Annotated in this window: 23 protein-coding genes and 3 pseudogenes; 11 read left to right on the top strand and 15 right to left on the bottom strand. The window is 72.7% G+C overall.

The annotated features are described in order from the left end of the window. The first annotated feature begins 107 nt into the window (after positions 1–107). A complete protein-coding gene (locus EKH77_RS28830; protein WP_240667583.1) occupies positions 108–2,276 on the top strand; it encodes a PIG-L family deacetylase in 2,169 nt (722 codons plus the stop codon). On the opposite strand, the gene EKH77_RS28825 is transcribed toward EKH77_RS28830, so the two are convergent. Continuing rightward, positions 2,273–3,010, bottom strand: a complete 738-nt coding sequence (locus EKH77_RS28825; RefSeq protein ID WP_126917184.1) for a DJ-1/PfpI family protein — start codon at positions 3,008–3,010, stop codon at positions 2,273–2,275. The two genes, EKH77_RS28830 and EKH77_RS28825, sit on opposite strands and share 4 nt — an antisense overlap. A 127-nt stretch (positions 3,011–3,137) precedes the next feature. Further along, positions 3,138–4,736, bottom strand: coding sequence for a GMC oxidoreductase (locus EKH77_RS28820; RefSeq protein WP_126918358.1), 1,599 nt, complete (start codon positions 4,734–4,736; stop codon positions 3,138–3,140). A 282-nt stretch (positions 4,737–5,018) separates the two neighbouring features. Between EKH77_RS28820 and EKH77_RS28815 the strand changes: the two genes are divergently transcribed. Continuing rightward, positions 5,019–5,810: a 4'-phosphopantetheinyl transferase family protein gene (locus EKH77_RS28815; RefSeq protein ID WP_126917183.1), complete on the top strand. Its 792-nt coding sequence runs from the start codon at positions 5,019–5,021 to the stop codon at positions 5,808–5,810. A 118-nt stretch (positions 5,811–5,928) separates the two neighbouring features. Here the strand turns inward: EKH77_RS28815 and EKH77_RS28810 are convergent, their stop codons facing one another. The 3 genes and pseudogenes from EKH77_RS28810 to EKH77_RS28800 form a co-directional block, all read right to left on the bottom strand. Further along, entirely contained in the window at positions 5,929–6,552 is a 624-nt protein-coding gene (locus EKH77_RS28810; RefSeq protein ID WP_126917182.1) for a DUF4352 domain-containing protein, read from the bottom strand. A 155-nt stretch (positions 6,553–6,707) separates the two neighbouring features. Beyond that, positions 6,708–8,363, bottom strand: a pseudogene (gene murJ, locus EKH77_RS28805) (murein biosynthesis integral membrane protein MurJ); the annotation flags it as partial. Positions 8,364–8,546: 183 nt separating this feature from the next. After that, positions 8,547–9,770: an acyl-CoA dehydrogenase family protein gene (locus EKH77_RS28800; RefSeq protein WP_126918357.1), complete on the bottom strand. Its 1,224-nt coding sequence runs from the start codon at positions 9,768–9,770 to the stop codon at positions 8,547–8,549. A 149-nt stretch (positions 9,771–9,919) separates the two neighbouring features. Here EKH77_RS28800 and EKH77_RS28795 point away from each other — a divergent pair, with 149 nt between their 5' ends. After that, on the top strand, positions 9,920–10,564 hold the full coding sequence (locus EKH77_RS28795; RefSeq protein WP_126917180.1) for a TetR family transcriptional regulator: 645 nt from the start codon (positions 9,920–9,922) through the stop codon (positions 10,562–10,564). A gap of 24 nt (positions 10,565–10,588) precedes the next feature. Here EKH77_RS28795 and def read toward each other — a convergent pair whose 3' ends face one another. Next, entirely contained in the window at positions 10,589–11,170 is a 582-nt protein-coding gene (gene def / locus EKH77_RS28790) for a peptide deformylase (RefSeq protein WP_126917179.1), read from the bottom strand. Positions 11,171–11,334: 164 nt separating this feature from the next. Here def and EKH77_RS28785 point away from each other — a divergent pair, with 164 nt between their 5' ends. The 6 genes and pseudogenes from EKH77_RS28785 to EKH77_RS33150 all read left to right on the top strand — a co-directional run bounded on the left by EKH77_RS28785 (position 11,335) and on the right by EKH77_RS33150 (position 15,849). Next, entirely contained in the window at positions 11,335–12,573 is a 1,239-nt protein-coding gene (locus EKH77_RS28785) for a Mur ligase family protein (protein WP_126917178.1), read from the top strand. A gap of 30 nt (positions 12,574–12,603) precedes the next feature. Then, positions 12,604–13,148: pseudogene (locus tag EKH77_RS28780) on the top strand (type 1 glutamine amidotransferase); the annotation flags it as partial. A 33-nt stretch (positions 13,149–13,181) separates the two neighbouring features. Continuing rightward, positions 13,182–13,331 carry a hypothetical protein gene (locus EKH77_RS34855; protein ID WP_430981046.1) on the top strand — a complete coding sequence of 50 codons (150 nt, stop codon included), beginning with the start codon at positions 13,182–13,184 and terminating at the stop codon, positions 13,329–13,331. 117 nt (positions 13,332–13,448) lie between these two features. Further along, positions 13,449–14,474 carry a 6-phosphofructokinase gene (locus tag EKH77_RS28775; RefSeq protein ID WP_126917177.1) on the top strand — a complete coding sequence of 342 codons (1,026 nt, stop codon included), beginning with the start codon at positions 13,449–13,451 and terminating at the stop codon, positions 14,472–14,474. Positions 14,475–14,576: 102 nt separating this feature from the next. Then, a complete protein-coding gene (locus tag EKH77_RS28770; protein WP_126917176.1) occupies positions 14,577–15,554 on the top strand; it encodes a cytochrome c oxidase assembly protein in 978 nt (325 codons plus the stop codon). A 136-nt stretch (positions 15,555–15,690) separates the two neighbouring features. Continuing rightward, positions 15,691–15,849, top strand: a complete 159-nt coding sequence (locus EKH77_RS33150; RefSeq protein WP_164737891.1) for a hypothetical protein — start codon at positions 15,691–15,693, stop codon at positions 15,847–15,849. Between the two features lie 27 nt (positions 15,850–15,876). Here the strand turns inward: EKH77_RS33150 and EKH77_RS28765 are convergent, their stop codons facing one another. Continuing rightward, the gene (locus tag EKH77_RS28765; protein WP_126917175.1) at positions 15,877–16,290 is read right to left on the bottom strand and encodes an SSI family serine proteinase inhibitor; all 414 of its coding nucleotides are present in this window, start codon (positions 16,288–16,290) and stop codon (positions 15,877–15,879) included. 203 nt (positions 16,291–16,493) lie between these two features. Between EKH77_RS28765 and EKH77_RS28760 the strand changes: the two genes are divergently transcribed. Next, entirely contained in the window at positions 16,494–17,318 is an 825-nt protein-coding gene (locus tag EKH77_RS28760) for a TIGR02452 family protein (protein WP_126917174.1), read from the top strand. A gap of 43 nt (positions 17,319–17,361) precedes the next feature. Here EKH77_RS28760 and EKH77_RS28755 read toward each other — a convergent pair whose 3' ends face one another. The 4 genes and pseudogenes from EKH77_RS28755 to EKH77_RS34850 form a co-directional block, all read right to left on the bottom strand. Further along, entirely contained in the window at positions 17,362–17,967 is a 606-nt protein-coding gene (locus tag EKH77_RS28755) for a TetR/AcrR family transcriptional regulator (protein WP_206279945.1), read from the bottom strand. Positions 17,968–18,024: 57 nt separating this feature from the next. After that, a complete protein-coding gene (locus EKH77_RS28750; RefSeq protein ID WP_126917173.1) occupies positions 18,025–18,417 on the bottom strand; it encodes a RidA family protein in 393 nt (130 codons plus the stop codon). A 68-nt stretch (positions 18,418–18,485) separates the two neighbouring features. After that, complete coding sequence (locus EKH77_RS28745; protein ID WP_126917172.1) at positions 18,486–19,685, bottom strand: Cmx/CmrA family chloramphenicol efflux MFS transporter; 1,200 nt, start codon at positions 19,683–19,685, stop codon at positions 18,486–18,488. A gap of 142 nt (positions 19,686–19,827) precedes the next feature. Then, positions 19,828–20,980 (bottom strand): annotated as a pseudogene (locus EKH77_RS34850) (3-deoxy-7-phosphoheptulonate synthase). Between the two features lie 261 nt (positions 20,981–21,241). Between EKH77_RS34850 and EKH77_RS28735 the strand changes: the two are divergent. Then, positions 21,242–22,051: a TauD/TfdA family dioxygenase gene (locus tag EKH77_RS28735; RefSeq protein WP_164737890.1), complete on the top strand. Its 810-nt coding sequence runs from the start codon at positions 21,242–21,244 to the stop codon at positions 22,049–22,051. Positions 22,052–22,126: 75 nt separating this feature from the next. Here EKH77_RS28735 and EKH77_RS28730 read toward each other — a convergent pair whose 3' ends face one another. The 4 genes from EKH77_RS28730 to EKH77_RS28715 all read right to left on the bottom strand — a co-directional run bounded on the left by EKH77_RS28730 (position 22,127) and on the right by EKH77_RS28715 (position 26,200). Continuing rightward, positions 22,127–23,734 (bottom strand): alpha/beta hydrolase, encoded by a 1,608-nt coding sequence (locus EKH77_RS28730; protein WP_126917170.1) that lies wholly within the window; start codon positions 23,732–23,734, stop codon positions 22,127–22,129. A gap of 180 nt (positions 23,735–23,914) precedes the next feature. After that, positions 23,915–24,706 carry an urease accessory protein UreD gene (locus tag EKH77_RS28725; protein WP_126917169.1) on the bottom strand — a complete coding sequence of 264 codons (792 nt, stop codon included), beginning with the start codon at positions 24,704–24,706 and terminating at the stop codon, positions 23,915–23,917. 14 nt (positions 24,707–24,720) lie between these two features. Next, positions 24,721–25,410, bottom strand: coding sequence for an urease accessory protein UreG (gene ureG, locus EKH77_RS28720; protein ID WP_126917168.1), 690 nt, complete (start codon positions 25,408–25,410; stop codon positions 24,721–24,723). Between the two features lie 109 nt (positions 25,411–25,519). Further along, a complete protein-coding gene (locus tag EKH77_RS28715) occupies positions 25,520–26,200 on the bottom strand; it encodes an urease accessory protein UreF (RefSeq protein WP_126918355.1) in 681 nt (226 codons plus the stop codon). Positions 26,201–26,284: the final 84 nt, after the last annotated feature.

The raw sequence follows: 26,284 nt of genomic DNA, 5'->3' as shown, positions 1-26,284 counted from the left end.
TTACACAACAGCGGGAAAACCGGCGGACGCGGATCATACGATCGGATCCTTCTCTCGCGGGCCATTTCCGCGGCACACCCCACACCGACATCGAGGGGAGATCCGTCGTGTCAGGGCGAATAGCGCGCCGCCGGATCCTCCGGGTCGCCGGATGCGGCCTCGTCGCCGGAGCGGGCGCGGCGGGCGCCCTCCAGTGGTCGGCACCGGGGGCACAACAGAGCGCGCGACGGGGGCGGTTCACCGCGCGGCCCGCGAAGGACGCCCCGGCGGAGGCGTTCGTCCACATCATGGCCCACGCTGACGACTCCCTGTACTTCATGAACCCGGAGCTGGAACAGTGCCTGCGCGGCGGGGCTCCGGTGGTGACGGTCTGCATGACCGGCGGCGAGTCCGACGGCCGCAACGCGCTGAGCCTCAGCCCCGGCTACGCCGGACTGCCCGAGCGGCGGCCCGACTTCGCCCGCGCGCGGATCAACGGGCTGCGGGAGGCGACCGCTTACATGGTCACCGGCGACTGGCTCAGCCCCTGGCACGTCGAACCGCTGACGCTCCTGCCGGGCTTCCGGGTCGAGTCGCAGACGCTCGTCGCCGCGCCCCGCGTCCAGCTGATCTTCATGGAGCTGGTCGAGGCCCGGGCCCTGCGGACGCCGCGCCGGGACAGTCTGCGGGGCCTGTGGCTGGGCGCGACGCGGGACCTCCCCACGCTCATGCCGACCGCGAGCCCGGTGGGCCGGGTCTTCCGTTACACCCGGGAGCAGGTGATCGACTCGCTCGCCGCCGTGCTGGAGCGCCACCGGCCCACCGTCGTCCGGACCCTCGACCCCAACCCCACGCGCCTGCCGCGCCAGCCGCACTACGCCGGCGTCCCTCCCGTGCTTCAGGGCATCGCCACCTACGACCACCAGGACCACACGGCCTCCGCCCACTTCGCGCAGGCGGCCCTGGCGCGGTACTGGGGGCGGGGGCCCGCCCGGCTCACGGCCGTGGACAGCTACCTCGGCTACGAGGTGGCCCTCCTGCCGGACAGCCTCGACGCCGCCACCACCGCCCGCAAGGCCGCCGTTCTCGACGTCTACGGCTGGGTCGGCGGCCGGAACTGCGGGGATCCGGCGGGATGCGGCGACCGCAAGGTCGGCGCTCGCTCGAAGGACTCCCGCTGGACGAGCAACCTCCGCCACCGCGCCCCCGGCGCGCGGTCCTGGGTGGCGCCGCTGCCGGGCGGGCGGCTCGCGGCCTTCGCGGTCCTCGGCGGCCAAGCGCACTGCTGGACGGAGACCGGGGCGGGCAGCGGCGTCTGGTCCGGGCCGGTGCCCCTCGGCGGCTCCCTGCTGGAGGGCCAGGTGGAGGCGCTGCGGCACGCGGACGGCACGCTGGGGCTGTTCTCCGTGCGCACCGTGCTGCCCGCGCCCGGTGTCCCCCACCGGCGCGAGGTGGTGACGGCGGCCCAGACCGGCACGGTGTCCGCCGGAGCCCCGGCCTTCGGCCCGTGGCTGTCCCTCGGCGCGCCGGAGAAGGACCCCTCGGGGTCGCTGGAGATGGGCTATCCGGTGGCGGTGACGGGCCGGGACGGCAGGGTGTTCGTCTTCGTGCGGAACCGGTCGGGCGGGGTGAGCTTCCGCTCCACCGACGGCTCCGGCGAGTGGGAGGCGTGGCGGTCCCTGCCGCCGGGCCCCGGGCGGCCCGTGGCCGTCCGGGACGGCCTGGACGCCGCCGTCGACGACGCGGGGCGCGTCCACGTCGTCGCGGCCGGCCTCCGGACCGTCCACCACTGGCGGTCCGCGGAGCCGGGCGGGCCGCCGCGTCCTGCCGGGCCGACCCTGCTCCCGGCCGCGACCGGCCCGCTGAGCCTGGTCGCGGTCCCCGGCGGGGGCATGCGCCTGGCCCTGCGCGAACCCGTCACCTCCCGTGTGATCGTCGCCGATCTGCGGCCGGGCGGGGCGGGCTGGCGGGTCACCGCCCAGTGCGCGCCGATCGGCGGCTACGGCCGGGTGGCGCTGGCGCGGGAGGGCACGCTCACCGTGCTCGCCGCCCGTGACGACGCCGGGCTGGTGCGGCTGTCCGCCGGCTCCGGCCGTCCGGGCCCCTGGCTCGGCGGGGGCGTCCCCCACCGGGGCACGGCCGCGCTCACCCGGGACTCCCGGGGGCGCGTGGTGGCGGTCGTGCTGGGCATGGACGGACGGCTCGGCAGCGCCCGGGTCAGGGGCACGGGAGGCGGCGCCGTCGCCGACTGGGTCACCCACGACGGCGGGGTCCTGGACGATCCGCTGATGTCCTAGTGGCCCTCGACCAGCTTCAGCGCCAGCCGCCGCGTCGCCTCGTCCGCCTTCTCCGGGCTGCCCGTGTCGAACGGCGGGTGGGGGTCGTACTCGATGGCGAGTTGCGTCGCCTTGGCCGTCGCCTCGTCCGAGAGGCGGGCGGCCAGGTGGATGCCCATGTCCAGGCCGGCGGAGACACCCGCGGCGGTGATGATCTTCCCGGTCTCGACGAACCGGCCGGGCGCCGGGACGGCCCCGAGTTTCTCCAGGTAGGGCCGTGAGGCCCAGTACGTCGCGGCCGGGAGGCCCTTGAGGAGGCCGGCGGAGGCGAGGAGGAGCGAGCCGGTGCAGACGGACGTGGTCCACGTGGTGTGCCGGTGGAGGCGGCGTATCCAGTCCAGGAGGACCGGGTCGGCCATGGCGGCGACGATGCCGCGGTTGCCGCCGCCGGGAACGACGAGGACGTCGGCGCGGGAGACGTCGGCCAGGGACCGCTCGGTGGCCAGGGCGAGTTGACCGGTGTCGGTGCGGACGGGGCCGGTTCTCCGAGCCACCGTTACGACGCGGACGCCGGGCAGGCGGCACAGCGTCTCGTAGGGCCCGACCGCGTCCAGGGCGGTGAAACCGTCGTAGAGCAGGACGGCGACCCGGATGCGCTTCTCCGCCGCCCTGGCGGGGCCGGCGGCCGTGAGGCCGACGGCCAGGGCGCCGGCCGCGGCGGTGCCCAGCAGGGCGCGACGGGTGGTTCTCTCCATGGCACAACTCCCTCTTGCGACACTTGACTTCCAAGGAGTCGGGCGGAGGGGCGGGTCGGTTCCCTGGAGAACGCGGCGAATGCCGTGGCCCGCCGGCGATGACGACGACGGCGGGCCCGGCGTCGCGTCACTTCTTCTTGATGTCCTGCTGGATGACGCGCTCGACGTTGCGCTCCGCGAGGGCGGTGATGGTCACGAAGGGGTTGACGCCGATGGAGCCCGGGATCAGCGAACCGTCCGTGACGTAGAGGTTCTCGTAGCCGGAGACGCGGCCGTAGAGGTCGGTGGCCTTGCCCAGGACGGTGCCGCCGAGGGGGTGGTAGCAGAAGTCGTCGGCGAAGGCCTTGAGCCGGGTGCCGAAGAGGTCGTAGCGGTAGATCGTCCCGTTGGCCTTGTTGACGCGGTCGAAGAGCGACTTGGCGGCGGCGACGGCGGGGGCGTTCTGGTCGCGGGTCCAGCGCAGGTCCGCCCGGTCGGCGGCGGCGTCGTAGACGAAGGTGCCGCGCTCGGGGTTCTTGGTGATCGCCAGGTAGAGGCTGACCCAGGTCTCCAGGCCGGCGGGCATCGGGGCGATCTCCGCGAAGACGGGGGCCGCCGGGTTGTTCCAGTCGTCGATGCCCAGGGCGGGGATGGACGACTGCTTGGCGCCGGTGGGGTTCCACATGTGGTTGGCGCGGGCCGTCATGATGTTGCCGTTGGGACCCCAGCCCTTGCCGATCTCGGAGCTGAGGTCGGGCAGGGCGCCGGTCTCCCGGGCGCGCAGCAGCAGTTCCGTGGTGCCGAGACTGCCGGCGCCGAGGAACAGATGGCCGCAGGAGATCTCCTTGGCCGCCAGCGTCTTGCCGTAGGCGTCCGTCTCCTCGACGCTCAGGACGTACGAGCCGTCGTTCTGCCGCCGGATGGCCTTGACCTTGTGGAGCGTCCGGATGGTGACCTTGCCGGTGCCGAGGGCGGCGGCCAGATAGGTCTTGTCCAGGCTCATCTTGCCGTGGTTGTTGCCGTAGATGACCTCGGTGGCGAGCGCCGACTTCGGTACCTCGCCGGCGGCCTCGCGGCGCATGTAGTCCCAGTCGTAGACGTTGGGCACGAAGGTGGTGCCCAGGCCCGCCTTGCCCGCCTGGTCGCGGGAGACGCGCGCGAACTTGTACCACTCGGTGTCCTCGAACCACTTCGTGTCGATGTGGTTGACGCGCAGGGTGGAGTTGGCGCGCGGGAAGTACCGGTCGTACATCTCGGCGGCGTCGACCTGCGGCAGGACCTCCTCGAAGTAGGAGCGCTTGGGCGTCACGGCCATGCCGCCGTTGACCAGCGAGCCGCCGCCGACGCCGCGGCCCACGTAGACGGACATCTGGTCGTAGTTGACCCGGTCCAGCACTCCGGCGTACGGGGTGATGTCACGGTTGACCAGGTCGAGCCAGAGGAACGAGCCGAGCGGGGCCTCGGTGCGCTTCTTGAACCAGCTGGAGCGCTCGTCGGGCTTGAGCATGCCGCTGAATATCCTGCCGTCCGCGCCCGGCTTGTCCCACTGCTGTCCCATCTCCAGCATCAGGGTCTCCACCCCGGCCTCGCCGAGCCGCAGTGCCGCGACGGCGGCGCCGTAGCCGGTGCCGATCACCACGGCGGGCACATGCCCCCCGCCGTCCCCGGCCCGGCCGGCGGCGTACGCGCGGGGTGCCGTGGAGATCGTCGTGGCTCCGCTGAGGGCGGCGGCGCTGAGGGCCGCCATGCCGAGCAGACGGCGGCGCGACAGGTGCTGGTTGTCTCCCACGTGGGTCCTGACCTTTCGGAGGCTGGTGAAACCGCTGATGAACGCTGTTGAATCCGGCGCTCAGCCAGTCTGCCCTCGGTTCCGCTCAGGAAAGTCCTAGAAGAATGACCAGACTTCGACAAGGAACTTGCACTTCTTCATAGAAAACGTTCAGAAGTATCGCTCTCCCCCGAAGCCGATATGTGTGGGACATATGACTCCTGTACGCTCCCGGCCGTCACCGACCTACCGGAGCGCCCTGTGCAGTTACCACTGGACCCCGCCACCGCCCTCCGCCCGGGCCATGTCCCCGACGCCCTGGACGCCCCCGACGCCTCCTGGCCGACGGCCCTCGCCGCCCCGCCCGCCGGAGCGCTCGACCTCTGGCTGCTCCGGCTCCCCGGACCGTGGCTCGGCGCGGCCGCGCTCGACGAGGCGCCGCTGGACGGCGAGGAGCGCGCACGGGCGGACTCGTTCACCCATCCCTTCGACCGCGCGGGCTATGTGGCGGCGCATCTGACGCTGCGTCGGATCCTGGGGGCGTATCTGGGCGTCGCCCCCGGAGCGGTGGAGCTCACCCGCGAGGCGTGTCCCTGCTGTGGCGGGCCGCACGGCAGGCCGGTCGCGCCCGGCGCGCCCTCCTTCTCCCTGGCGCGCGGCGACGGGCTGGTGCTCATCGGCGTCGCCGCCGCCCCCGTGGGCGTGGCCGCCGAGCGGCTCCCGACCGTGCACACGGTGACCGAGGCCGCCCGTTCCCTCCACCCCGCCGAGCACCACGAGGTGATGGCCGCCCCGGTGGTGCGCCGCCCGGCGGTCCACTCCCGGCTGCGGGTCCGCAAGCGCGCCTACCTCAAGGGGCTGGGCGCGGGCCTGGGCCGCTCCCCCGCCCTCGACTACGTGGGCAACGGCGGCCCGGACACGCCCCCGTGGCCCACCGGCTGGACGATCGTCGACGTACCGGCCGGCCCGGCCTCGGCGGCCGCGGCGGTGCGCGGCGAACTCACGGTGCGCTACGACGTCAGGCGGCTCAGCCCCGAGGGCCTCGCCGCCTGAACGTCCGCACTGGAGCGGCCACCTCCGGCGTCGCGCCCGCGAATCGACCGCGGGCGCGACACGGCGGCAGGGCCGCCGCCGCTACTCCTGATGACCCACTACTTCTTGATGAGCTCCACTACTTCTTGATGGTCCACTCGGCGGTCTCCTTGGCGAAGCCGGAGTCCGGGGTGAAGCTGATGGTCTTGACCTTGGCGTTCTCGGGCATCGAGACGACGACGTAGCCGAGGGCCTTCTGGCCCCCGCTGAGCTTGACCGTGGCGGGCATGTTGGCACCGGCGGTGGTGGAGCCGATGGAGTGGGTGTAGGCCTGGCCCGCCTCGTCCGTGACCTTCACGCCGTTGGCCGGGCTGTCGTCGTACACCTCCTTGCCGGTGTTGACGATCTCCAGCTGCGCGGCGACCCAGCGCTTGCCCGCCGAGGGCTTCATGAACTTGTTGTCGCTCTGGGCCGGGTCGGCGAAGTTCTTCAGCGTGACGGCGAGCTGGGCGCCGTTCTTGGCCTTGATGGTGACGGTGTTGCCGACGACCTGACCGCCGTCCTGCCCGGCGCCACCCTTGTCGGCGCCGGCACCGGCACCCTTGTCGGCGCCCTTGTCGGCCCCGCCCTTGCCCGGGTCGGGAGCGACGGCACCCTGGCTGGCGCTGTTGTCGGGCTTGGCGTCGACACCGTCGCTGTTGCAGGCGGTGGCGGTGGCGGCGAGTGCGATGACGATCGCGGCGGTGGAGAGCTGACGACGCATTGGTGTATCCCCCGTGGTGGTTCGGTTTTTGACGTGCACATTCTTACCCGCAGGTCAGAGCCGTTTTCGCCAACCAGGGGGCCTGTGGGCTTCCTGTGACATTCAGGTGATCAAACCGTGGCGGTGCATCCACCGCGACCCGGGGCCAATGGGGCCTATCGGCTCGGCACCCCGGAGCGGCCTCCGCCGAACCGGCCCGTGACCAGGCCCGTCAGCGCGTCGAGCTCCTCGACACGGAGCCGTTTCGCCAGGACGACGAAGACGCCGAGCAACGAGGAACCGCCGGCGACCAGCGCCGCGAGCGAGCCGACGACGCCGTCCCCCAGGCTCCGGGTGACGGCGAACGCGGCCGCGCCACCGACGAGGGCCGCCGGCCCGGCCGCGCCGCACAGCCGGGCGTACGTCCGGACGACACGCGGCCCGTCGAGGTCACCGCCCAGGCGTTCGCGCAGCCGCTTCCACGCGACCCCGACACCCACCGCGTAGGCGAGGCCGTAACAGGCCGCCATGCCGACGACCGCCCAGGCGGCCGGGAGCAGGAGGTAGCAGGCGACGGCCCCGGCACCGTTGACGCCGGCGACGACGAGCGTGTTGAAGAAGGGCGTCCGGGTGTCCTCGTACGCGTAGAAGCCACGGAGGACGACGTACTGCACCGAGTACGGGACGAGCCCGAGGCCGAACGCCATGAGGATGAGACCGATCCCCCGGGCGGCTTCGAGTTTCACCCCGGAGAACAGCAGCGTGGACATCGGCGATCCGAGCGCGAGAAACGCGAACGCGACGGGCACGATGACGACCGCCGACGTCCGGAGCCCCCGGGAGATGTCGTCGCGCACCGCTCCCCGGTCGCCGTCCTGGGCGGCGCGGGAGAGCCGGGGCAGCACGGCGGCCATGACGGAGACGGTGATGATGGCCTGGGGCATGCCCCAGATCAGCTGGGCGTTGGTGTACGCGGTGAAGCCGGCGCCCTCCTTGCCGGACGCCTCGCCGGCGGCGGTGGCCAGCTGGGTGACGACGGTCGCGCCCGCTTGGTTGGCGAGGACGAACAGCACCGTCCACTTGGCGAGCCGGACGGTCCGGCCGAGCCCTTGCCCCTTCCAGTCGAAGCGGGGACGGAACCGGAAGCCGGTCTCCCGGAGATACGGGATCATGGCCAGGGCCTGGACGACGAGACCGAGCAGCGTCCCGGCGCCGAGCAGCCGCACCCCCTCCGGCGGGATCGTGCCGACGCCCATGCTCGACGTGCCGGAAGTGCCGTAGACCCAGACGAACGCGCCGAACGTGGCGATGACCACGATGTTGTTGAGCACGGGCGTCCACATCATCGCCCCGAACCGGCCACGGGCGTTGAGGATCTGGCCCATGACGACGTGCAGGCCCATGAAGAAGATGGTGGGCAGACAGTAGCGGGCGAAGACGACGGCGACGCTGTCGGCCGCCTCGTCCCGGGCGATGCTGTTCGACATCAGCCGGACCAGCAGGGGTGCCCCGAGGAACGCGGCGGCGACGATGGCGCCGAGCGTCACCATGACGAGGGTGAGCAGGCGGTTGGCGTACGCCTCGCCCCCGTCCGCGTCCTCCTTCATGGCCCGCACGAGCTGGGGCACGAAAACGGAGTTGAGCCCGCCGCCGACGGTGAGGATGTACATCATCGTGGGCAGGGTGGCGGCCACGGTGTAGGCGTCACCGAGTACGGCGGTTCCCAGAGCGGCGGTGATCACAAGGCTGCGCACGAAGCCGGTCAGCCGGGAGGCCAGCGTGCCCGCGGCCATCACGGCACTGGATCTCGCCAGGCCGGACGCGCTGCCTCCGCCCGCGCGGGACGGCGGGCCCTTCACGGCCACGAGCCGCAGAGTGTCGGTGTCGAGGCCCCCCTCGGACTCCCGAGTCCCTCCGTGACGACTGCTTCGCAAGCCCGGCATACGACTTCCTTCCCACCACGATCGGTCTTGATCGAATGTGGGAAGCCACGCTAATCGCAGCGCCGAGCAGTGCTAACGGATCGGCATGCCCGAGATGGCGCGGGCGATCACCAGGCGCTGGATCTCGCTCGTGCCCTCGAAGACGGAGTAGATCGCGGCGTCCCGGTGCATGCGTTCCACCGGATAGTCGCGGGTGTAGCCGTTGCCGCCGAGGATCTGCATGGCCTGGGCGGTGACCTGTTTGGCGGTCTCGCCGGCGAAGAGTTTGGACATCGAGCCCTCCGCCGCCGTGAAGGGGCGGCCGGCCGTCGCCATCCAGGAGGCGCGCCAGACCAGCAGGCGGGCCGCGTCGACGCGGGTGCGCATGTCGGCGAGCTGGAAGGCGACGCCCTGGTTGTCGATGATCGGGCGGCCGAACTGGACGCGGGTGCGGGCGTAGTCGAGGGCCACCTCGTAGGCGGCGCGGGCGATGCCGACGGCCTGGGCGCCGACGGCCGGGCGGGACGCCTCGAAGGTGGCCATCGCGGCGTTGCCGCTCCGCTCGCCGCCGTTCGCGCGCTCGCGGGCGCGGGCGAGGCGCTCGTCCAGCCGGTCCTTGCCGCCGAGGAGGCAGTGGCCCGGGACCCGGACGCCCTGGAGGACGACCTCGGCGGTGTGGGAGGCCCGGATGCCGTGCTTGCGGAACTTCTGGCCCTGGGTGAGGCCGGGGGTGCCGGGCGGGACGACGAACGAGGCGTGGCCCCTGGCGCCGAGCTCCGGGTCGACCACGGCGACGACGACGTGGACGTCGGCTATGCCGCCGTTGGTGGCCCACGCCTTGACGCCGTCGATCACCCACTCGTCCTTGGCCCCGTCGTAGCGGGCGCGGGTGCGCATGGCCGAGACGTCCGAGCCCGCGTCGGGTTCGGAGGAGCAGAACGCGGCGATCTTCACATCGTTCGCGTCGCCGTACATCTGCGGCACCCACGTGCCGATCTGCTCGTCCGTGCCGTTGGTGAAGACGCTGACCGCCGCGAGCCCCGTGCCGGTGATCGCGAGGCCCAGGCCCGCGTCGCCCCAGAAGAGCTCCTCCATGGCCATGGGGATGCCCAGGCCCGTGGGGTCGAAGAACTGGCGGGCGTAGAAGTCCAGCGAGTAGAGCCCGATCCTGGCGGCCTCCCGGACCACCGGCCAGGGGAATTCCTCGCGTTCGTCCCACTCCGCGGCCGCCGGCCGCATCACCTCGGCGGCGAAGCCGTGGATCCAGTCCCGGACGGTCTCCTGCTCGTCGCTCAGCTCCGGCTCGAAGGCGGCCATGTCCCCTCCCGGCATGCGCTACTCACGGTAGCGGCAGTATGTTACCCACGGGTAAAGCCTGTCAACGGACCGCCACCCGAATCCGCTGTGTGGATCGGGTGTTACTTTGCGCAGGCATTTCGAATCACTGGGGCGGGGAGACACGTCTGATGGAGACCAGTCAGCGAGAAGAGCAGCACAAGGCGGCCGAGCAGCGGCGGAGGGAGCTGCTGGAGGCCGCCGACCGGGTGGTGCTGCGGGAGGGACCGGGGGCGTCGATGAACGCCATCGCGGCGGAGGCGGGGATCACCAAGCCCATCCTCTACCGCCACTTCGGCGACAAGGGGGGCCTGTACCGGGCGCTGGCCGTGCGCCACACCGACGCCCTGCTCGCCGGGCTGCGGGCGGCGCTGGACGCGCCCACCAACCGGCGCGAGCGGGTGGAGACGACGCTGGACAGCTATCTGGCGGCGATAGAGGCGCGGCCCCAGGTCTACCGCTTCCTGATGCACCCGGCCGACGAGGGCCACTCCTCGGACCAGGGCTTCGACGTCGGCCGCCACTCGGCACCGCTGCTGCGGCGCATGGGTGAGGAGCTGGCGCAGGTCATCGTCGAGCGCGTGGACCTCGGCCCGGACGGGGAGGAGCTGGCGCGGACCTGGGGCCACGGCATCGTCGGCATGATGCACGCCGCCGGCGACTGGTGGCTGCGGGAGCGCCCGTTCCCGCGCGGCCAGCTCGTCCGCCACCTCGCGGACCTGCTGTGGGGCCGCCTGGCCACGTCGGGCGACCGGGCGGACGGCCCGGGGTTCTGACAGAAGCCGACAGCGGTGCGGGCGTCAGCCCACGCGGTCGAGGGCCGGGGCCTCGGCACCGGCCTCGGCCGGGGACAGCCCGGCCCGCCGCGCCGCCCGCAGAGCGCGCCACCGCCGCGCCCCCGTGAGGTGGTCGAGGTAGAGGCCGCCGTCCAGGTGGTCGCACTCGTGCTGGAGGCACCGCGCGAAGAAGCCGGTGCCCCGCACCGTGACCGGGGAGCCGTCCAGCCGCACGCCCTCGACGACGGCCTCGTCGAAGCGCGGGGTGCCCGCCTCTACGCCCGGCACGGACAGACAGCCCTCGGGGCCGCGGATCACGGGGCCGTCGGTGGCGACGAGCCGGGGGTTGACGATGTGGCCCAGATGGCGGCGGTCCTCGTCGTCGGGACAGTCGTAGACGAAGACGCGCAGCGGCACGCCTATCTGGTTGGCGGCGAGGCCGACGCCGCTCGCCGCGTACATGGTCGCGAACATGTCCTCGACGAGCCGGGCGAGCTCCGCGTCAAAGGCCGTGACCTCCTCGCAGGGTGCCGCGAGACCCCGGTCTCCGAGCAGCCTCATGGGCCGCACACGTCCTGAACTGCCGGGAATGGTGCCTCGTCGCATGGGCCCAAGCGTACGTTCCCCGGGCCGCGGGTTCGGGCCCGCGGCCGGATCTCGATAGGCTGATCCCCGACCGGAGTCTCCTGGCCGGCCCTCGGCACTGAGGGGGCGTTCCACCGGCTGACCAGGAATTTACGGCCCGGCGCCGAACAAGGAGGACTAGGACGATGGCAGGCAACTCGGGGCCGCTGTCGCCGCGGGCCAAGCTCGCCGTGACGGCGGGCAAGGCGGCTGCGGCGGTTTCGCGCGCAGCGGGCCGCGGCAGCGGGTCGGTGATCGGCGGCAAGGTCGCGCTCAAGCTCGACCCCGACCTGCTGGCCCGGCTGGCAACGCACCTGGACGTGGTCCTGGTGTCGGCCACCAACGGCAAGACGACCACGACCCGGCTGATCGCCGAGGCGCTGCGGGCCAGCGGTCCGGTGGTGTCCAACGCCCTGGGCGCGAACATGCCCGCGGGCATCACCTCCGCCCTGGCGGGCGGCTCGGACGCGCGCTACGGCGTGATCGAGGTGGACGAGAAGTACCTGGCGGGTGTCGCCCGCGACACCTCGCCCAAGGCCATAGCGCTGCTGAACCTCTCGCGCGACCAGCTGGACCGCGCCGCGGAGACCCGCATGCTGGCGGAGAAGTGGCGTGAGGGCCTGGCCGGCACCAAGGCCGTGGTGATCGCCAACGCGGACGACCCGCTGATCGTGTGGGCGGCGTCCTCGTCGCAGAACGTGGTGTGGGTCGCGGCCGGCCAGGAGTGGAAGGACGACGCCTGGTCGTGCCCCTCCTGCGGCGGTGTGATGCAGCGCCCGGGCGACGACTGGTTCTGCGGCGAGTGCGGCTTCCGCCGGCCGACGCCGAGCTGGGCGCTGTCGGGGGACTACGTCCTCGACCCGCACGGCTCCGCGTGGCCCATCCACCTCCAGCTGCCGGGCCGGGCCAACAAGGCCAACGCCACCACCTCGGCCGCCGTGGCCGCGACCTTCGGCGTGCCGCCGCAGGTGGCGCTGGAGCGGATGTACCAGGTGCAGGCCGTGGCCGGCCGGTACGACGTGGTGAACTACACCGGCCGTGAGGTGCGGCTGCTGCTGGCGAAGAACCCGGCCGGCTGGCTGGAGACGTTCTCGCTGATCGACGGCCCGCCGGCGCCGGTGATCCTCTCGGTGAACGCCCGCGGCGCGGACGGCACCGACACCTCCTGGCTGTGGGACGTGGACTACAGCCGGCTCGCCGGGCACCCGATCATGGTCATCGGCGACCGCAAGCTGGACCTGGCCGTGCGGCTGGAGGTCGCGGGCGTGGACTTCCGGGTCTGCGAGACGTTCGACGAGGCGGTGCAGATGGCCCCGCCCGGCAAGATCGAGGTCATCGCGAACTACACCGCCTTCCAGGACATCCGCCGCGTCGTCGGCAACTGACCCACGGGCAGCACTCAAAGGATTGTGAGCATGAGCCAGAACAGTCTGCGTGTGGTGTGGGTCTACCCCGACCTGCTCAGCACCTACGGCGACCAGGGCAACGTCCTGGTCCTGGAGCGCCGCGCCCACCAGCGCCGCCTGGACGTCCAGCGCGTGGACGTCCGCTCCGACCAGCAGATCCCCACCTCCGGTGACATCTACCTGATCGGCGGCGGCGAGGACCGGCCGCAGCGGCTGGCCGCCGAGCGGCTGCGCCGCGACGGCGGTCTCAACCGGGCCGTCGCCAACGGCGCGATCGTCTTCTCGGTCTGCGCCGGCTACCAGATCCTGGGCCACGAGTTCATCAACGACCTGGGCCGGCGCGAGCAGGGCCTGGGCCTGCTGGACGTCATCAGCACCCGGGGCGAGGGCGAGCGCTGCGTCGGCGACGTCCTCGCCGACATCGACCCCCAGCTGGGCCTGCCCCGCTGACCGGGTTCGAGAACCACCAGGGCGTCACCCACCTGGGCCCGACGGCCCGCCCGTTCGCCCGGGTCCGGTTCGGCAAGGGCAACGGCACCGGCGACGGCACCGAGGGCGCGTTCAACGAGACCGTCTTCGGTACGTACATGCACGGGCCGGTCATGGCCCGCAACCCGCACATCGCGGACATGCTGATCAAGCTGGCGCTGGACGTCAACGCCCTGCCGCCGGTCGACGACCGCTGGTACGAGGCGCTGCGCGCCGAGCGGATCGCCGCGGCGACACAGCCCGCATAGCGGACGGTCGTGATCCCCGCCGCCCCGACGGTTTAGGGTGGCGGGGATTCCCACCGGACGACGGGGTCCGGTCCTTCAGCGGCCCCGCGGGGCCCCGATCCAAAAGGTCCCCCTGTCATGCGCATCGGTGTGCTCACCTCCGGCGGCGACTGCCCCGGCCTCAACGCCGTCATCCGTTCCGTCGTCCACCGCGCGGTCGTCGACCACGGCGACGAGGTAATCGGTTTCCACGACGGCTGGCGCGGTCTGCTGGAGGGCGACCACCGGCCGCTGGACCTGGAGTCCGTGGCCGGCATCCTCGCCACCGGCGGCACCGTCCTCGGCTCCTCCCGGGTACGGCCCGAGGATCTGCGCGGCGGCGTGGAGCGCGCCCGCGAGCACGTGGCCGCGCTCGGCCTGGACGCCGTCATCCCCATCGGCGGCGAGGGCACCCTCAAGGCGGCCCGCCTCCTGTCGGACGCCGGGCTGCCGATCGTCGGCGTCCCCAAGACCATCGACAACGACATCGCCTCGACCGACGTCACCTTCGGCTTCGACACGGCCGTGGGCGTGGCCACGGAGGCCCTGGACCGGCTGAAGACGACCGCCGAGTCCCACCAGCGGGTGCTGATCGTGGAGGTGATGGGCCGCCACACCGGCTGGATCGCCCTCCAGTCGGGCATGGCCGCCGGCGCGCACGCGATCGTGGTGCCGGAACGGCCCTTCGACATGGACGAACTGACGGCGGTCGTCGGCAAGCGCTTCGAGGCGGGAAAACGATTCGCCATCGTGGTCGTCGCGGAGGGCGCCAAGCCGCGCCCCGGCTCGATGGAGTTCGAGACCGGCGGTACGGACGTCTACGGGCACGAGCGCTTCGCCGGCGTCGCCCGGCAGCTGGCCGTGGAGCTGGAGCGCCGCCTGGACAAGGAGGCCCGGCCCGTCATCCTCGGCCATGTCCAGCGCGGCGGCACGCCCACCGCGTACGACCGGGTGCTCGCCACCCGCTTCGGCTGGCACGCGGTGGAGGCGGCGCACCGGGGCGCGTTCGGGATGATGACGGCGCTGCGCGGCACGGACATCACGCTGGTGCCGCTGGCCGAGGCCACCGAGCGGCTGAAGACGGTTCCGGCGGAGCGCTACGCCGAGGCCGACTGCGTGCTCTGATCCGGTCCGTCCGCCTCGCCCCGGGGCGCCCCCGGCCGTGGGCGCGGCCCGGGGCGCCTCTAGTCTGGTCCCGGCGCATCGGTGCGAAATGGGAGAGAGTGGATGGATCACGGCGGGCACGGCATGCAGGGCATGCACGGCATGATGCACATGGACATGCCGCCGTTCACGCTGAGCCGGGGTCTGCAGTTCAGCGGCGAGCCGTTCTTCATGATCGGCTGCCTGCTGGGGCTGGGTCTCTACGGCTGGGGCGTGGTGCGGCTGCGGAGACGCGGCGACGCGTGGCCGTGGGGCCGGGTGGTGGCGTTCACGCTGGGCGTGCTGAGCGTGGCGCTGGTGATGTGCACCAAGCTCAACGACTACGGCATGGTCATGTTTAGCGTGCACATGGTGCAGCACATGGTGATCAGCATGCTCTCCCCGATCCTCCTGCTGCTGGGCGCGCCGGTGACGCTGACGCTGCGGGCGCTGCCCGCGGCGGGACGCGGCCGCAAGGGGCCGCGCGAGTGGCTGGTAGCCCTGCTGCACAGCCGCTACATGCGGATCATCACCCACCCGGCGTTCACGATCCCCATGTTCATCGCGAGCCTGTACGCGCTGTACTTCACGCCGCTCTTCGACTTCCTCATGGAGACGAGGACCGGGCACATCGCGATGATGGTGCACTTCCTCGCGGTGGGCCTGGTGTTCTTCTGGCCGATCATGGGTGTGGACCCGGGCCCGCACCGGCCGGGCTATGTGATGCGGATGCTGGAGCTGTTCGCGGGCATGCCCTTCCACGCCTTCTTCGGCATCGCGCTGATGATGGCCTCGGAGCCGATGATCGGCACGTATATGCACCCGCCGGCCTCGCTGGGCATCGACGCGCTGGACGACCAGAAGGCGGGCGGCGGCATCGCCTGGGCGTTCAGCGAGATCCCGTCGGTCCTGGTGCTGCTGGCGCTGGTGTACCAGTGGTACCGCTCGGAGCAGCGGCAGGCCAAGCGGGCCGACCGCGCGGAGGAGCGCAGCGGCGACAAGGAGCTCAACGCCTACAACGCCTACCTGGCCTCGCTCCACGCGAAGGGCCAGCAGGGCTAGGACGAGGCGGGGCCCGGCGGGGGTATGGCGGTACGGACCGCGGTGGGGAGACGATGGTCTCCTGACCGCGGTCCGCGCGTATGTACGGCCGTTTCGTTTCCGTCCTGTGGCGGGGCCGCCGTGGAGGAGGTGCTGGATGCCCGGATCGACGAGGGCCATGGCGGCGCTCACGGTCGGGGGGCTGGTCCTGGTGACCGCCTACTCGGTGACGATCGGGAGCGACGGCTGGCTGTGGTTCGCCTGGGTCGTGCTGGGCGTGGCGACGATCGGGGCGATGGCGGCGCGCGGGAACTGAGCGCCGGGGGTGGGGAGGGTCGGGCGCTCAGAAGTGGAAGATCGCTCCGGTGGCGGTCTCCAGGAGACAGAGGTTGGGGTAGGTCCGCCGCCAGGACACCGTGGCGCCGTGCCAGGCCCCGTCGACGGTGGCAACGACCGGGTCGTCCTCCCGGGTGCACACCTGGCCAGGGCTGACGGGCAGCTGGTCGGGCCGGCCGCCCGCCCGTTCCAGGTCCGCGCAGGCCTCGGCCGCGTGGGGGTGGTGGCCGCCCGCGGCGGGGCAGTCGAGCCGGACGCCGCGGATCCAGGTGTTGCGCGCGCCGGAGATCGTGAGGAGGAGCCGTCCCGCCTCCTTCGCGTCCATCCTGTCGGCGCCCGCCGCCACGGGAGGCAGCGCGAGCAGCGCGGTGGCGGTCGCGGTGACGGTCGCCGCCGCTGTCGCGGTGGTGCGTACGGACATGGGTGCCTCCCGGGCGCGGTCGTGCCGGTCAGGGCACCGCGTGGGGCCGCCGTAGGGCAAGGGACCACACCGGCTCCTCACCCGTGTGGGGGGTCGTGGCCACCCGGGCGGCCGTCGGCCCGGCGGCGAAATTCCCTCGCCGTGAACGGCAGGTCGTCCGTACGCTCCCGTCCGTACAAAAGCTTCTGACAAGGGGGAACGTAATGAGCGCACGGCTGCGTGAGGTCGCGCGGGTGACGGAGTCGATCGTCGCCGACGGGGGCTATACGACACCGGGCGGGCGGTGGGCGGACATCGCCGACGCGGTCGTGGTGGCCCGCCGGGGTACGCGGCTGTACGGCCCGGAGCCGGTGGCGGTGCGACCGGCGGAACCGACGGCGGCGGTCTTCGAGGTGACGGCCGAGGGCAGCCTGGACGCGTCGCGCCGCCTGGCGGCGGACGGCGACGTCGCGGTGCTCAACTTCGCCTCCGCCCGCAACCCCGGCGGCGGCTACCTCAACGGCGCCCAGGCGCAGGAGGAGGCGCTGTGCCGGGGCTCGGCCCTGTACACATGTCTGCGCGAGGCCCCGGAGTACTACGCCGCCCACCGCGCGGACCCCAGCCCCTTCTACAGCGACCGGGTGATCCACTCCCCCGGCGTCCCGGTCTTCCGCGACGACCGGGACGGGCTCCTGGAGACCCCGTACACGGTGGGCTTCCTGACCTCCCCGGCGCCCAACGCGGGAGTGATCGCCCAGCGCACCCCGGAGCTCACCGCGCGGATCCCGGCGGCGCTGGCGGAGCGCGCGGGCCGGGTGCTGGAGGTGGCGGCCGCGCACGGCTACCGCCGGCTGGTCCTCGGGGCGTGGGGGTGCGGGGTCTTCCGCAACGATCCGGCGCGGGTCGCGACGGCGTTCGCCGGGCACCTGACAGGTGAGGGCCGGTTCGCGGACCGTTTCGAGCACGTCGTCTTCGCGATCCTCGACCGGCGGACGGACTCGCCGACCCGGGCGGCCTTCGCGTCGGTGTTCGCGGCCGGGGGGCGCTGAACGCGAGGTCCGCTGGGCGGCCGACGCGACCGAGGAGCGGGACTCAGCGCGCCCGCAGCGAGTCGAGAGTGGCGAGCGCGGTCGCGAGCAGCAGGTCCCGCCGGTCGTGGACACGCGCCAGGACCCGCAACCCGTAATACGAACTCAGAACCTGACGGGCGAGGGTACGCGCGTCGGTGCCGGTACGGATCTCCCCCGCGGCCTGCCCCTCGACGACGATCGTGTGGATCGCGTCCTCGACGCGGTCGAAGGTGCGCCGCACGACCTTCCGTACGTCCTGGTCCAGCGCCGCGGCTTCGATCGCCGCGCTGATCGCGAAGCAGCCACGCGGCCCGTCCGTACCGGCGTCCCCACCCGGGGCCACATCGGCGTCGATGGCGTGCGCCATCAGCGCACGCAGCCGCTCCTGGCCGGTCCCGGGCCCGGCCAGGAGCTCGACCTGCTCGGTGGTGGCGGTCTCGTGGTAGCGCTCCAGGGCGCGCAGATACAGCTGCCGCTTGCCGCCGAAGGTGTTGTAGAGGCTGGACGGCCCGAGCCCGGTGCTCTCGCAGAGGTCGCGGGTGGAGGTCCCCTCGTAGCCCCGGCGCCAGAAGGTTTCCATGGCCGCGCTGATGACGCGGTCCTCGTCGAACTGCCGTGGCCTGGCCATACGCCCACCCTAGAGGTTTTGTAACAGCCGTACAAAACAGGCTGACGTGGCGTCGGCTCAGCGCACGACGCCGACGGCCTCGATCTCGATCAGCCACGCGGGATCGGCGAGCGCGGCGACCTGGACGAACGATTCGGCCGGGAAGGGCGCGCTGTACGACTCCTCGCGCACCGCCTCGTACAGCTCCTGGTGCGCGATGTCCGTGACGAAGACGGTGACCTTCACCAGCCGGTCCAGCCCGGATCCGCCGCGTTCCAGGACGGCGCCGACGTGCGCCATGGCCTGCCGGGCCTGCGCGGCGAAGTCGCCGGGCGCGACCGTGGTGCCGTGGTCGTCGACAGGGGCCTGGCCGGAGGTGAAGACGAGGTCACCGACGCGCGTGCCGAGCGAGATGCGGGCCGGGGCGTACCAGTCGGGGGAGGCGGTGACGCGGGTGAGGGAAGAGGTCATGGCATTTTCTCCTTCTTCAGGGTGCGGCGGTTTCTTCAGGGTGCGGCGGTTTCTTCTGGGTGCGGCGGTCAGGCCACGGCACGGGTACGGGACTCAAGGGAACCGGCAGGCACGGAAGCGTTCCGCCGCATGCGTACGGCTCCGAGTACGCCCGCGAATCCGGCGGCGGCGAGGCCGGCACCGACCCAGGCGACGGAGGCGTAACCGAGGCCGGCGTCGATCGCGAAGCCGCCGAGGAGCGGAGCCAAGGTGTTGCCGACATTGAAGGCGGCGGTGTTGGTCGCGCCGACGAGAGTGGGCGCGTCGGGCGCGAGCGCGAAGACGCGCGACTGCAGCGCCGGGTTGGTGACGTACCCGGCGATGCCGAGCAGGAACACCAGAGCGACGACGGCGATCGCACGGTGTGCGGTCAGGGCGAGGAGTACGGAGACCGCGGCGAGCGCGCCGAGCCCCCAGCCGAGGGTCGCGAGCGGGCGGGCATGCGCGGTGCGCCCGCCGATGACGAGACCGATCAGACCGCCGGCGCCGAACAGGGCCAGGAGCGCGGGCACCCACTTCTCACCGATGCCGGTGACGTCGGTCAGCAGCGGCGCGAGATAGCTGAAGGTCACGATGACCGCGCCGAAAGTGCAGGCGGTGATGGCGTACGAAAGCCAGAGCTGCGGCCGAGCCATGCCGCGCAGCTCCGCCCGCACCGAGCGGGGCGCGTCACCGGGCGCGCCGTGATCCGCCCGGACGGCGATGAGGGTGCAGACGAGGCCGGCCACGGTCGCCACGGCCACGGCCCAGAAGGCGGCGCGCCAACTGGCGTGCCGGCTCAGGACGGTGCCCGCGGGGACGCCGACGATAGTGGCGAGGGTGAGGCCACCGGCGACGACGGCGACGGCCCGGCTCTTGGCGCTCTCGGGCACGAGCGTGACGGCGGTGGCGACGGCGACGCCCCAGAACCCGGCGTAGGCGAGGGCGCTGACGACGCGGGTCGCGAAGAGGAAGCCGTAACCGGGAGCGAGCGCGCCCGCGATGTGCGCGGCCACGAACACGGCCTGAAGCCCGACGAGGGCGGTACGGCGGGGAAGCCCGAGGGTGGCGACGGCGAGCAGGGGCGCACCGACGACCATGCCGATGGCGAAGGCCGAGATGAGCAGCCCGGCTTGAGGAATCGAAACCCCTAGGTCAGCGGCCATACCGGGAAGCAGCCCGGAGAGCATGAACTCGGAGGTGCCTTGAGTGAAGATGCCAAGCCCCAGAACATAGACGGCGATCGGCATGGTTCCCCTCCCATTTTGAATCGAACGCTTCAAAATAGGGGCAGCGATGATCGTCCACCCCCGGGACGGGACGTTAGCACGTTTTGAATCGATCGCTTCAAAACAAGCCGGAACAAGCCGCCGTCGGCGTCGGGGCCGTCGGTCAGACCCGCTCCCCCATCATCTCGGCGACGAGGAAGGCCAGGTCGAGAGAGTGCGCCCGGTCGAGCCGGGCGCCTCGGGCGGCCCGGTCGCCGGTGAGCGCCACGTGGATGCCGCCCGCGTGGGTGCCGCAGGCCCGGTGGACCTCGAAGAAGCCCCGGACCTCGTCGAGGAGGGCGTCGAAGTCGTGCACGACATGACCTCCGGCCGTCCGGACGGTGTTGCCGCGCACGGGGTCGCAGACCCAGACGGGCGTGGCGCCCGCCCCCTCGGCCTTGCGCACCAGCGCGGGCAGCCGGTCGCGGACGAGTTCGGCGCCCATCCGGGTGATGAAGGTGAGCCGGCCGGGGACGCGGTCGGGGTCGAGCCGGTCGACGCAGGCGAGGACGGTGTCCGGGTCGGCGCCGGGGCCGAGCTCCACGGCGACGGGGTTGTGGATCCGGGACAGGTACGCGAGGTGCTCGTCGTCCGCCGTCTCCCGGCCGGGCAGGGCGGTCCACAGCAGGTGGGCGCTGGTCGCGTAGGGCAGCCCGGTGCGGCCGTCGGTGCGGGTGAGCGCCTCCTCGTAGTCGAGCCGCCGCCCCTCGTGGCCCGCGAAGAAGTCGACGGTGTGGACCTCCTTGGGGTCGACCCCGCACGCGTGCATGAAGCGCAGGGAGCGCTCGATCCCGTCGGCGAGCTCCGTGTAGCGCCGGCGGGCCGGGGAGTCGGTCACGAACCCGCGGTTCCACTCGTGCACCTGGTGGAGATCGGCATGCCCCCGATACCGAAGGCGCGTACGAGGTTGAGCGTGGTCGCCGACGCCTCGTACATCCGGCGCAGCCGGTGGGAGCCGGGGTCGCCGGAGCCGGTGGGCACGCCGAAGTCGACGCGGCCGAAGTCGATCCGGCCGACCTTGACCACGGGGACCGAGGCCGCGTAGGTGAGGACCACGGCCATCTGGAGGAGCGTACGGAGGATGCCGCCGACAGACTCGGCGGTCGTCCCGTCGAAACTCCGGGCGCTCTCGCCCCCTTGCAGCAGGAACGCCTCCCCCGGGCGACGGCCGCGAGCCGGTCCCGCAGCCGGTCGCACTCCTCGGCGAAGACGAGCGGGGGCAGATCCTGAAGCGGCCCGGCCGTCACCGGCGGTCCGGCCTGCGGCAGTGGAGTCATCGTCCCCGTCCCTCGGCGAGCCGGCCGCGCGCGGCGACCGGCGGGATGTCCGGCCCAGGAATTCCAGCCCACCCGCCCGGCGCCGTCAAGAACCCCTGGCGGCGGGGCGGCGGATGTCGGCGAGGGGCGGCGCCTCGCACCGCCGGGTTTCCTTCGTCGCCGCCCGGAACGGGGCGCACCGGGACTGCACTCGGTCTCCACCGTCCGCTACGTTCCTGGAGGGAATCTGTCGGCAGGCAGCCGTCGCGGAAAGGTGAGCGGATGACCCGACCCGCCCCGGTCGAAGCACTCACGGCGTGGGATCGCCAAGCCGTCGGCGAGGCGGACTGGCTGCTCCCGCTGCCGCCCGCCTGCTCGCGCGCACCGGCGGACCTGGCCGCGCAGGTGACCCGGCGCCTGCGGAACGGCCGCGGGTTCGTCGTGATCCGCGGCTTTCCGGTAGATGGCCGCTCCGATCAGGAGTGCGCCGCGATGGGCCGGCAACTCGCCGCCTCGCTGGGGGCTGTGAGGCCGGCGGACCCCGGTGACCTCATCACCGTGTCCGACGCTGCCGGACTGGGCAAGACCGACCTCGCTCTGGGTCTCCACACCGACCGGACCCCGGCACCCCATCCGCCAAGGCTGCTGGGGCTGCTGTGTGTGCGACAGGCGGCACAAGGCGGGGAGACGCTGCTGGCCAGCGGCCATACCGTGCACAACAGCCTGCTCGCGGAGAGCCCCTGGGCCCTGCCCCGCCTCTATCAGGACTTCCACTTCGGCCGGGGAACCGGCTTCGACCGGCTCCGCCCCGTCTTCCAGCGGCACGGCGCCGACCTGCGCGTGCACTACAACCGGCGCGGGATCGAACGCGCCCAGCACGAAGCCGGCGCGACCCTGACCCCCGGCGAGCAGGCGGCTCTCGACGCCGTCGACCGGATCCTGTCCGACCCGCGCACCGTCCTGCGCGTCCCCCTCCGTCCGGGAGACTTTCTCTGGGTGGACAACACCGTCGTGCTGCACGGCCGCACCGCCTTCACCGACCCGCCCGACCCGTACGCCCGTAGGTGCCTGGCCCGCGTGTGGGTGGACTGAAACACCTCCGAAAACACCCGTGCCCCGACCCACAATGGGCCGGGGCACGGGTGCTCGACGTACCGCTACCGGGAACTACTTGGCGGCGGTGGCCTTCGGGGGCTCGGGGGTGGCGTGCGGGGTGCACGTCACGTCGGAGCCGCCGGTGAGCTTGCCGGTCAGGAGATACGCGTCAACCTTGGTGTTGATGCAGGGGTTGACGAGGCCCGTGACGCCGTGGGAGCCGGCGCCCTTCTCCGTGATCAGCTGCGAGCCGCGGAAGCGCTTGTGCAGCTCGACCGCGCCCTCGTAGGGGGTGGCGGCGTCACGGTCGGACTGCACGATGAGGGTCTGCGGCAGGCCCTTGTGCGTGGTGACCTCGATCGGGTTGTACTGCGGGCCCTTCCAGGTGGCGCAGGGCAGGTTCATCCACGCGTTGGACCACGTCATGAACGGGGCCTGACGGTCCACGCGGGTGTTGTCCCGGTCCCACTTGTTCCAGCTGGTGGGCCACTTGGCGTCGGCGCACTCGACCGCGGTGTAGACGGCGTTGCCGTTCTCCGCGGCGATGTTGCCGGCCTTGTCGGCCATGTTCGGGCCGGCCGCCTCGATCAGCGGCTTCTCGTCACCGGCGACGTACTTGCTCCAGGTCTGGGCGACCGGCACCCACGAGGAGTCGTAGTACGCGGCCTTCTGGAACCAGCCGATCAGCTCGGCCGGGCCGACGACCCCGCCGATGGGCTTGGCCTTGGCGGAGGCGCGGAGCTTCAGCCAGTTCTGGTGGACCGTGGCCTGGGTGGTGCCGAGGTGGAAGGCGTCGTCGTGCTGGGCGACCCACTTCTCCCAGTCCTTGAACCGGCCCTCGAAGGCGATGTCCTGCTCGAGGTTGGCCTTGTACCAGATGTTGTCCTGGGCCGGGTTCACGACGCTGTCGACGATCATGCGACGGACGTGCGACGGGAAGAGCGTGCCGTAGACGGCGCCCAGGTAGGTGCCGTAGGAGACACCGAGGTAGTTCAGCTTCTTCTCGCCGAGGGCGGCACGGACGACGTCCACGTCACGGGCGGTGTTCATCGTCGTCAGGTACGGCAGGAGGTCACCGCTGCGCTCGAAGCAGCCGTCCGCGTACTCCTTGGCCAGCTTGCGCTGGGCGCGCTTGTCGGCCTCGCCGGAGGGGACCGGGTCGGCCTTGGGGGCCTTGGCGAACTCCTGGGGGTCGACGCAGGAGATCGGGGCGGAGCGGCCGACGCCGCGCGGGTCGAAGCCCACGAAGTCGTACGCCTTGGCGATGTTGACGTAGAGCGGGTTCTTGCTCGTGACCCGCGTGGGGAAGCGCAGGCCGGAACCGCCCGGGCCGCCCGGGTTGTAGACGAGCGCGCCCTGGCGCTCGCTCGCGGTGCCGGTGGACTTGGCCCGGTCCACGGCGATCTGGATGGTGCGGCCGTTGGGCTTGGCGTAGTCGACGGGGACCGTGACGAAGCCGCACTGGATGGGCTTCGGCAGCTGCCCCCAGTCGGCAGGACAGTCCTGCCACTTCACGCCCGACTTCGCGGCCCGCTCGGCGGCGATCTTCACGCCCTTGGCCTCGGCAGCGCCTCCCGGCACGGCCTGCGCCGCGCCCGCCGTCGGTGCGGCCAGGAAGCCGGCGACGAGCGTGCCGGCCAGCACGGTGCCGGCCGCGCCGGCTATCGCGTTGGGTCTCAAGACAGTAATTCCCCCTGCTTCGTGCGCCGCCCGGAAGGCAGCGATGATCACGCGGTCTGCAGGTGGGAATCTTTTCGTCTCCCCTGCCACAAAGGACAGGGTGTGAGGGCGTTCTTTACTAATCCGTAAAGATGACGTAACGAGGCGCGACACGACTGGTGGCCTTCACCCCAACTGGCGCTAAAACGCCCGGATTATGTCGTTCAGCTCGCTTGCCCAGGAATCCAGTACCTTGCGCAGCTCGAGTGCGTCCCGCGCGACCGCGCTCACCACGACGGCCGGACCGGCGAGCGGTGTGACGGCGGCGGTCGCACCGAGCGGCCGGGCCGCCATCGGCCGTTCCTCGAAGACCGGGTGGACGACGACGAGCTGGCCGACCGCGCGGTGCCCCCCGAGCACCGCGCCGCCGTCCCAGCCGGGCGCCCCCGGCCCGTAACGCAGCTCCTGGTCGAACAGCGGCCGCCCGGCCTGATGGATCGTCAGCCGTGAGCGCAGCCGCCCCGGGAGCTCGTCCGCCCGGCCCAGGACCTGCTCCTCGCGGAGCAGCAGCCGGGCCCCGGCGCCGAGCGCGACGCGCGTGGTCGTCCGGACGTCGCTGCCGTGCGCGGAGATCAGCGGCTCGGGCAGCCAGCGCAGGGCGGCGCCCTCGGCCACGTCGATACGGGTGTCGTAGGTGGCGGGCGCGCCCGTACGGCCCGGCAGGGCGATCGTGGCGGCCGTGGTGGAGAAGGCCAGCGCGGCGCCGGCCTCGACGCGGGCGTCGAGCGTCAGCCGGTCGCCGCCGAGCGGGGCGCTCATGGCGCCCACGAGCGCCACCCGAGCTTCCGCCCCACGCCCGCCGACCCGGCGCAGGGCGAAGGGGCCTCCCCCCTCCAGGACGGGCAGGGCGGTGGCGCCCCTGCCGTCGGGGGCGGCGACGATCCGGGCCGCCGCCACCACGCCGGCGGGGTCGGGCGCGAGCGCCGTGGCCATGGCGACCGACGGTGTCACGCCGCCGCCCAGGCCGCGAGCCGCTCGAGCACCCAGTCCCGCACGGGGGCGACGCCGCCCTCCGTGGCGAGCGAGGTGAAGGCCACCGGGAGCTCCCCGCGCTGGGCCTTGGCGTCGCGCGCCATGCCCTCCAGGTCGACGCCGACGTACGGGGCGAGGTCGGTCTTGTTGACGACCAGCAGATCGGCGGTGGTCAGGCCGGGGCCGCCCTTGCGGGGGATGTCGTCGCCGCCGGCCACGTCGATGACGAAGATCTGCGCGTCGACGAGGCCCTTGGAGAAGGTGGCGGTGAGGTTGTCGCCGCCGGACTCCACGAGGACGAGGTCGAGCGGGCCGACCGAGTCCTCCAGGTCCTCGACCGCTTCGAGGTTCGCGGAGATGTCGTCGCGGATGGCGGTGTGCGGGCAGGCGCCCGTCTCCACGGCGGTGATGCGCTCGGGCGCCAGCACGGCGTTGCGCAGCAGGAACTCGGCGTCCTCGCGGGTGTAGATGTCGTTGGTGACGACGGCGATGGACAACTGGTCGCGCAGCGCGCGGCACAGGGCGGCGACCGTCGCCGTCTTCCCGGAACCGACGGGCCCGCCGAGGCCGATACGGAGGGCCCGGCGGGTGCCGTCGGGGCGGGTGGGGGTGGCGGCGGTGTAGGTGTGGCGGTGGGGGTAGGCGGTGGGGTGGTCGAGGTGCATTGGTTGTCCTCCGGGGAGTTGGTGTCCTCGAGCGCCGGACGGGCTGAGTTCAGCCCCTTCGGCGTTCGAGGAGCGGGGGTCCGGGGGCGGAGCCCCCGGGTGACAGCGGCTATGTGGCGAACAGCCGCACCGGCCAAGCCGCGTGCTGCTCCGCCGTGATGTCGAGCAGCGGCGCCGCCGACGCGGGGAGGGCGTCGAGCCCCTCGTCGAGCGCCCGCAGCGCCGCCTCGGCCGCCGAGGCGGCCACCTCGTCCAGCTCCGGCGCCAGCCGCGCCAGCACCGCCGTCGCCTCGAACGGGTCGAGGCTCAGCAGCCGCACCACCGCCGTCGCCGGCCCGCTCACCGCCTCGTACGCGGCGGCGTGGGCGACGGCCAGCGGGCCGAGCCCGGCGGCGCGGGCGACCAGCCCGAGGACGACGGGCTGGTGGGCGCCGCGTGGGAAGGCCGCCGCGAGGGCGTCGAGTTCGGGCGACGGCCAGGCGGCGCGCGCGGCGCGCATCAGCTGGCGGCCGAGCCGGCGCGCGGCTGCGCGCAGGGCCGGCGAAGGAGTGCGGGCGTCGGCGGCCGCGTCGACGGCGAGCGGGTCGATCCCGGCGGCCGTGGCGGCGGCGAGCCCCGCCGCCGTCAGCCCGGCGGTGTGCAGCCGCCCCCGGCAGAACGCCTCCAAGGACGCGCCGTCCATGACCCGGCCGGCCTTGACGGCCGCCTCGGCGCCACCGGAGTGGGCGTGGCCCCCGGCGGGGAAGCGGCCGTCGGCCAGGACGAGGAGCGCGGCGGACATGACGCCCATCGGCGCCCGGCCGGAAGGCGCGCTGCCGGAAGGCGCCCGGTCGGAAGGCGCCCGGTCGGAGATGGTGCTCATCGAATGACGCCC

Origin of the sequence: Streptomyces luteoverticillatus (assembly GCF_003970715.1) — a bacterium.
In the GTDB taxonomy this organism is placed as follows: Bacteria; Actinomycetota; Actinomycetes; order Streptomycetales; family Streptomycetaceae; genus Streptomyces; species Streptomyces abikoensis.
This window is presented reverse-complemented; position numbering and strand designations above follow the sequence as displayed.

Excerpts from the sequence above, each read along its gene's own strand:
- ureG (WP_126917168.1), bottom strand. The coding sequence starts at position 25,410 with ATGCACCTCGACCACCCCACCGCCTACCCCCACCGCCACACCTACACC.
- EKH77_RS28820 (WP_126918358.1), bottom strand. The coding sequence starts at position 4,736 with ATGGCGGCCCTCAGCGCCGCCGCCCTCAGCGGAGCCACGACGATCTCC.
- EKH77_RS33150 (WP_164737891.1), top strand. The coding sequence starts at position 15,691 with ATGCCCGGATCGACGAGGGCCATGGCGGCGCTCACGGTCGGGGGGCTG.
- def (WP_126917179.1), bottom strand. The coding sequence starts at position 11,170 with ATGCGACGAGGCACCATTCCCGGCAGTTCAGGACGTGTGCGGCCCATG.
- EKH77_RS28825 (WP_126917184.1), bottom strand. The coding sequence starts at position 3,010 with ATGGAGAGAACCACCCGTCGCGCCCTGCTGGGCACCGCCGCGGCCGGC.
- EKH77_RS28810 (WP_126917182.1), bottom strand. The coding sequence starts at position 6,552 with ATGCGTCGTCAGCTCTCCACCGCCGCGATCGTCATCGCACTCGCCGCC.
- EKH77_RS28770 (WP_126917176.1), top strand. The coding sequence starts at position 14,577 with ATGGATCACGGCGGGCACGGCATGCAGGGCATGCACGGCATGATGCAC.
- EKH77_RS28775 (WP_126917177.1), top strand. The coding sequence starts at position 13,449 with ATGCGCATCGGTGTGCTCACCTCCGGCGGCGACTGCCCCGGCCTCAAC.
- EKH77_RS28745 (WP_126917172.1), bottom strand. The coding sequence starts at position 19,685 with ATGCCGATCGCCGTCTATGTTCTGGGGCTTGGCATCTTCACTCAAGGC.
- EKH77_RS28755 (WP_206279945.1), bottom strand. The coding sequence starts at position 17,967 with ATGGCCAGGCCACGGCAGTTCGACGAGGACCGCGTCATCAGCGCGGCC.
- EKH77_RS34855 (WP_430981046.1), top strand. The coding sequence starts at position 13,182 with ATGCACGGGCCGGTCATGGCCCGCAACCCGCACATCGCGGACATGCTG.
- EKH77_RS28750 (WP_126917173.1), bottom strand. The coding sequence starts at position 18,417 with ATGACCTCTTCCCTCACCCGCGTCACCGCCTCCCCCGACTGGTACGCC.
- EKH77_RS28765 (WP_126917175.1), bottom strand. The coding sequence starts at position 16,290 with ATGTCCGTACGCACCACCGCGACAGCGGCGGCGACCGTCACCGCGACC.
- EKH77_RS28735 (WP_164737890.1), top strand. The coding sequence starts at position 21,242 with ATGACCCGACCCGCCCCGGTCGAAGCACTCACGGCGTGGGATCGCCAA.
- EKH77_RS28795 (WP_126917180.1), top strand. The coding sequence starts at position 9,920 with ATGGAGACCAGTCAGCGAGAAGAGCAGCACAAGGCGGCCGAGCAGCGG.
- EKH77_RS28760 (WP_126917174.1), top strand. The coding sequence starts at position 16,494 with ATGAGCGCACGGCTGCGTGAGGTCGCGCGGGTGACGGAGTCGATCGTC.
- EKH77_RS28715 (WP_126918355.1), bottom strand. The coding sequence starts at position 26,200 with ATGGGCGTCATGTCCGCCGCGCTCCTCGTCCTGGCCGACGGCCGCTTC.
- EKH77_RS28725 (WP_126917169.1), bottom strand. The coding sequence starts at position 24,706 with ATGGCCACGGCGCTCGCGCCCGACCCCGCCGGCGTGGTGGCGGCGGCC.
- EKH77_RS28800 (WP_126918357.1), bottom strand. The coding sequence starts at position 9,770 with ATGGCCGCCTTCGAGCCGGAGCTGAGCGACGAGCAGGAGACCGTCCGG.
- EKH77_RS28785 (WP_126917178.1), top strand. The coding sequence starts at position 11,335 with ATGGCAGGCAACTCGGGGCCGCTGTCGCCGCGGGCCAAGCTCGCCGTG.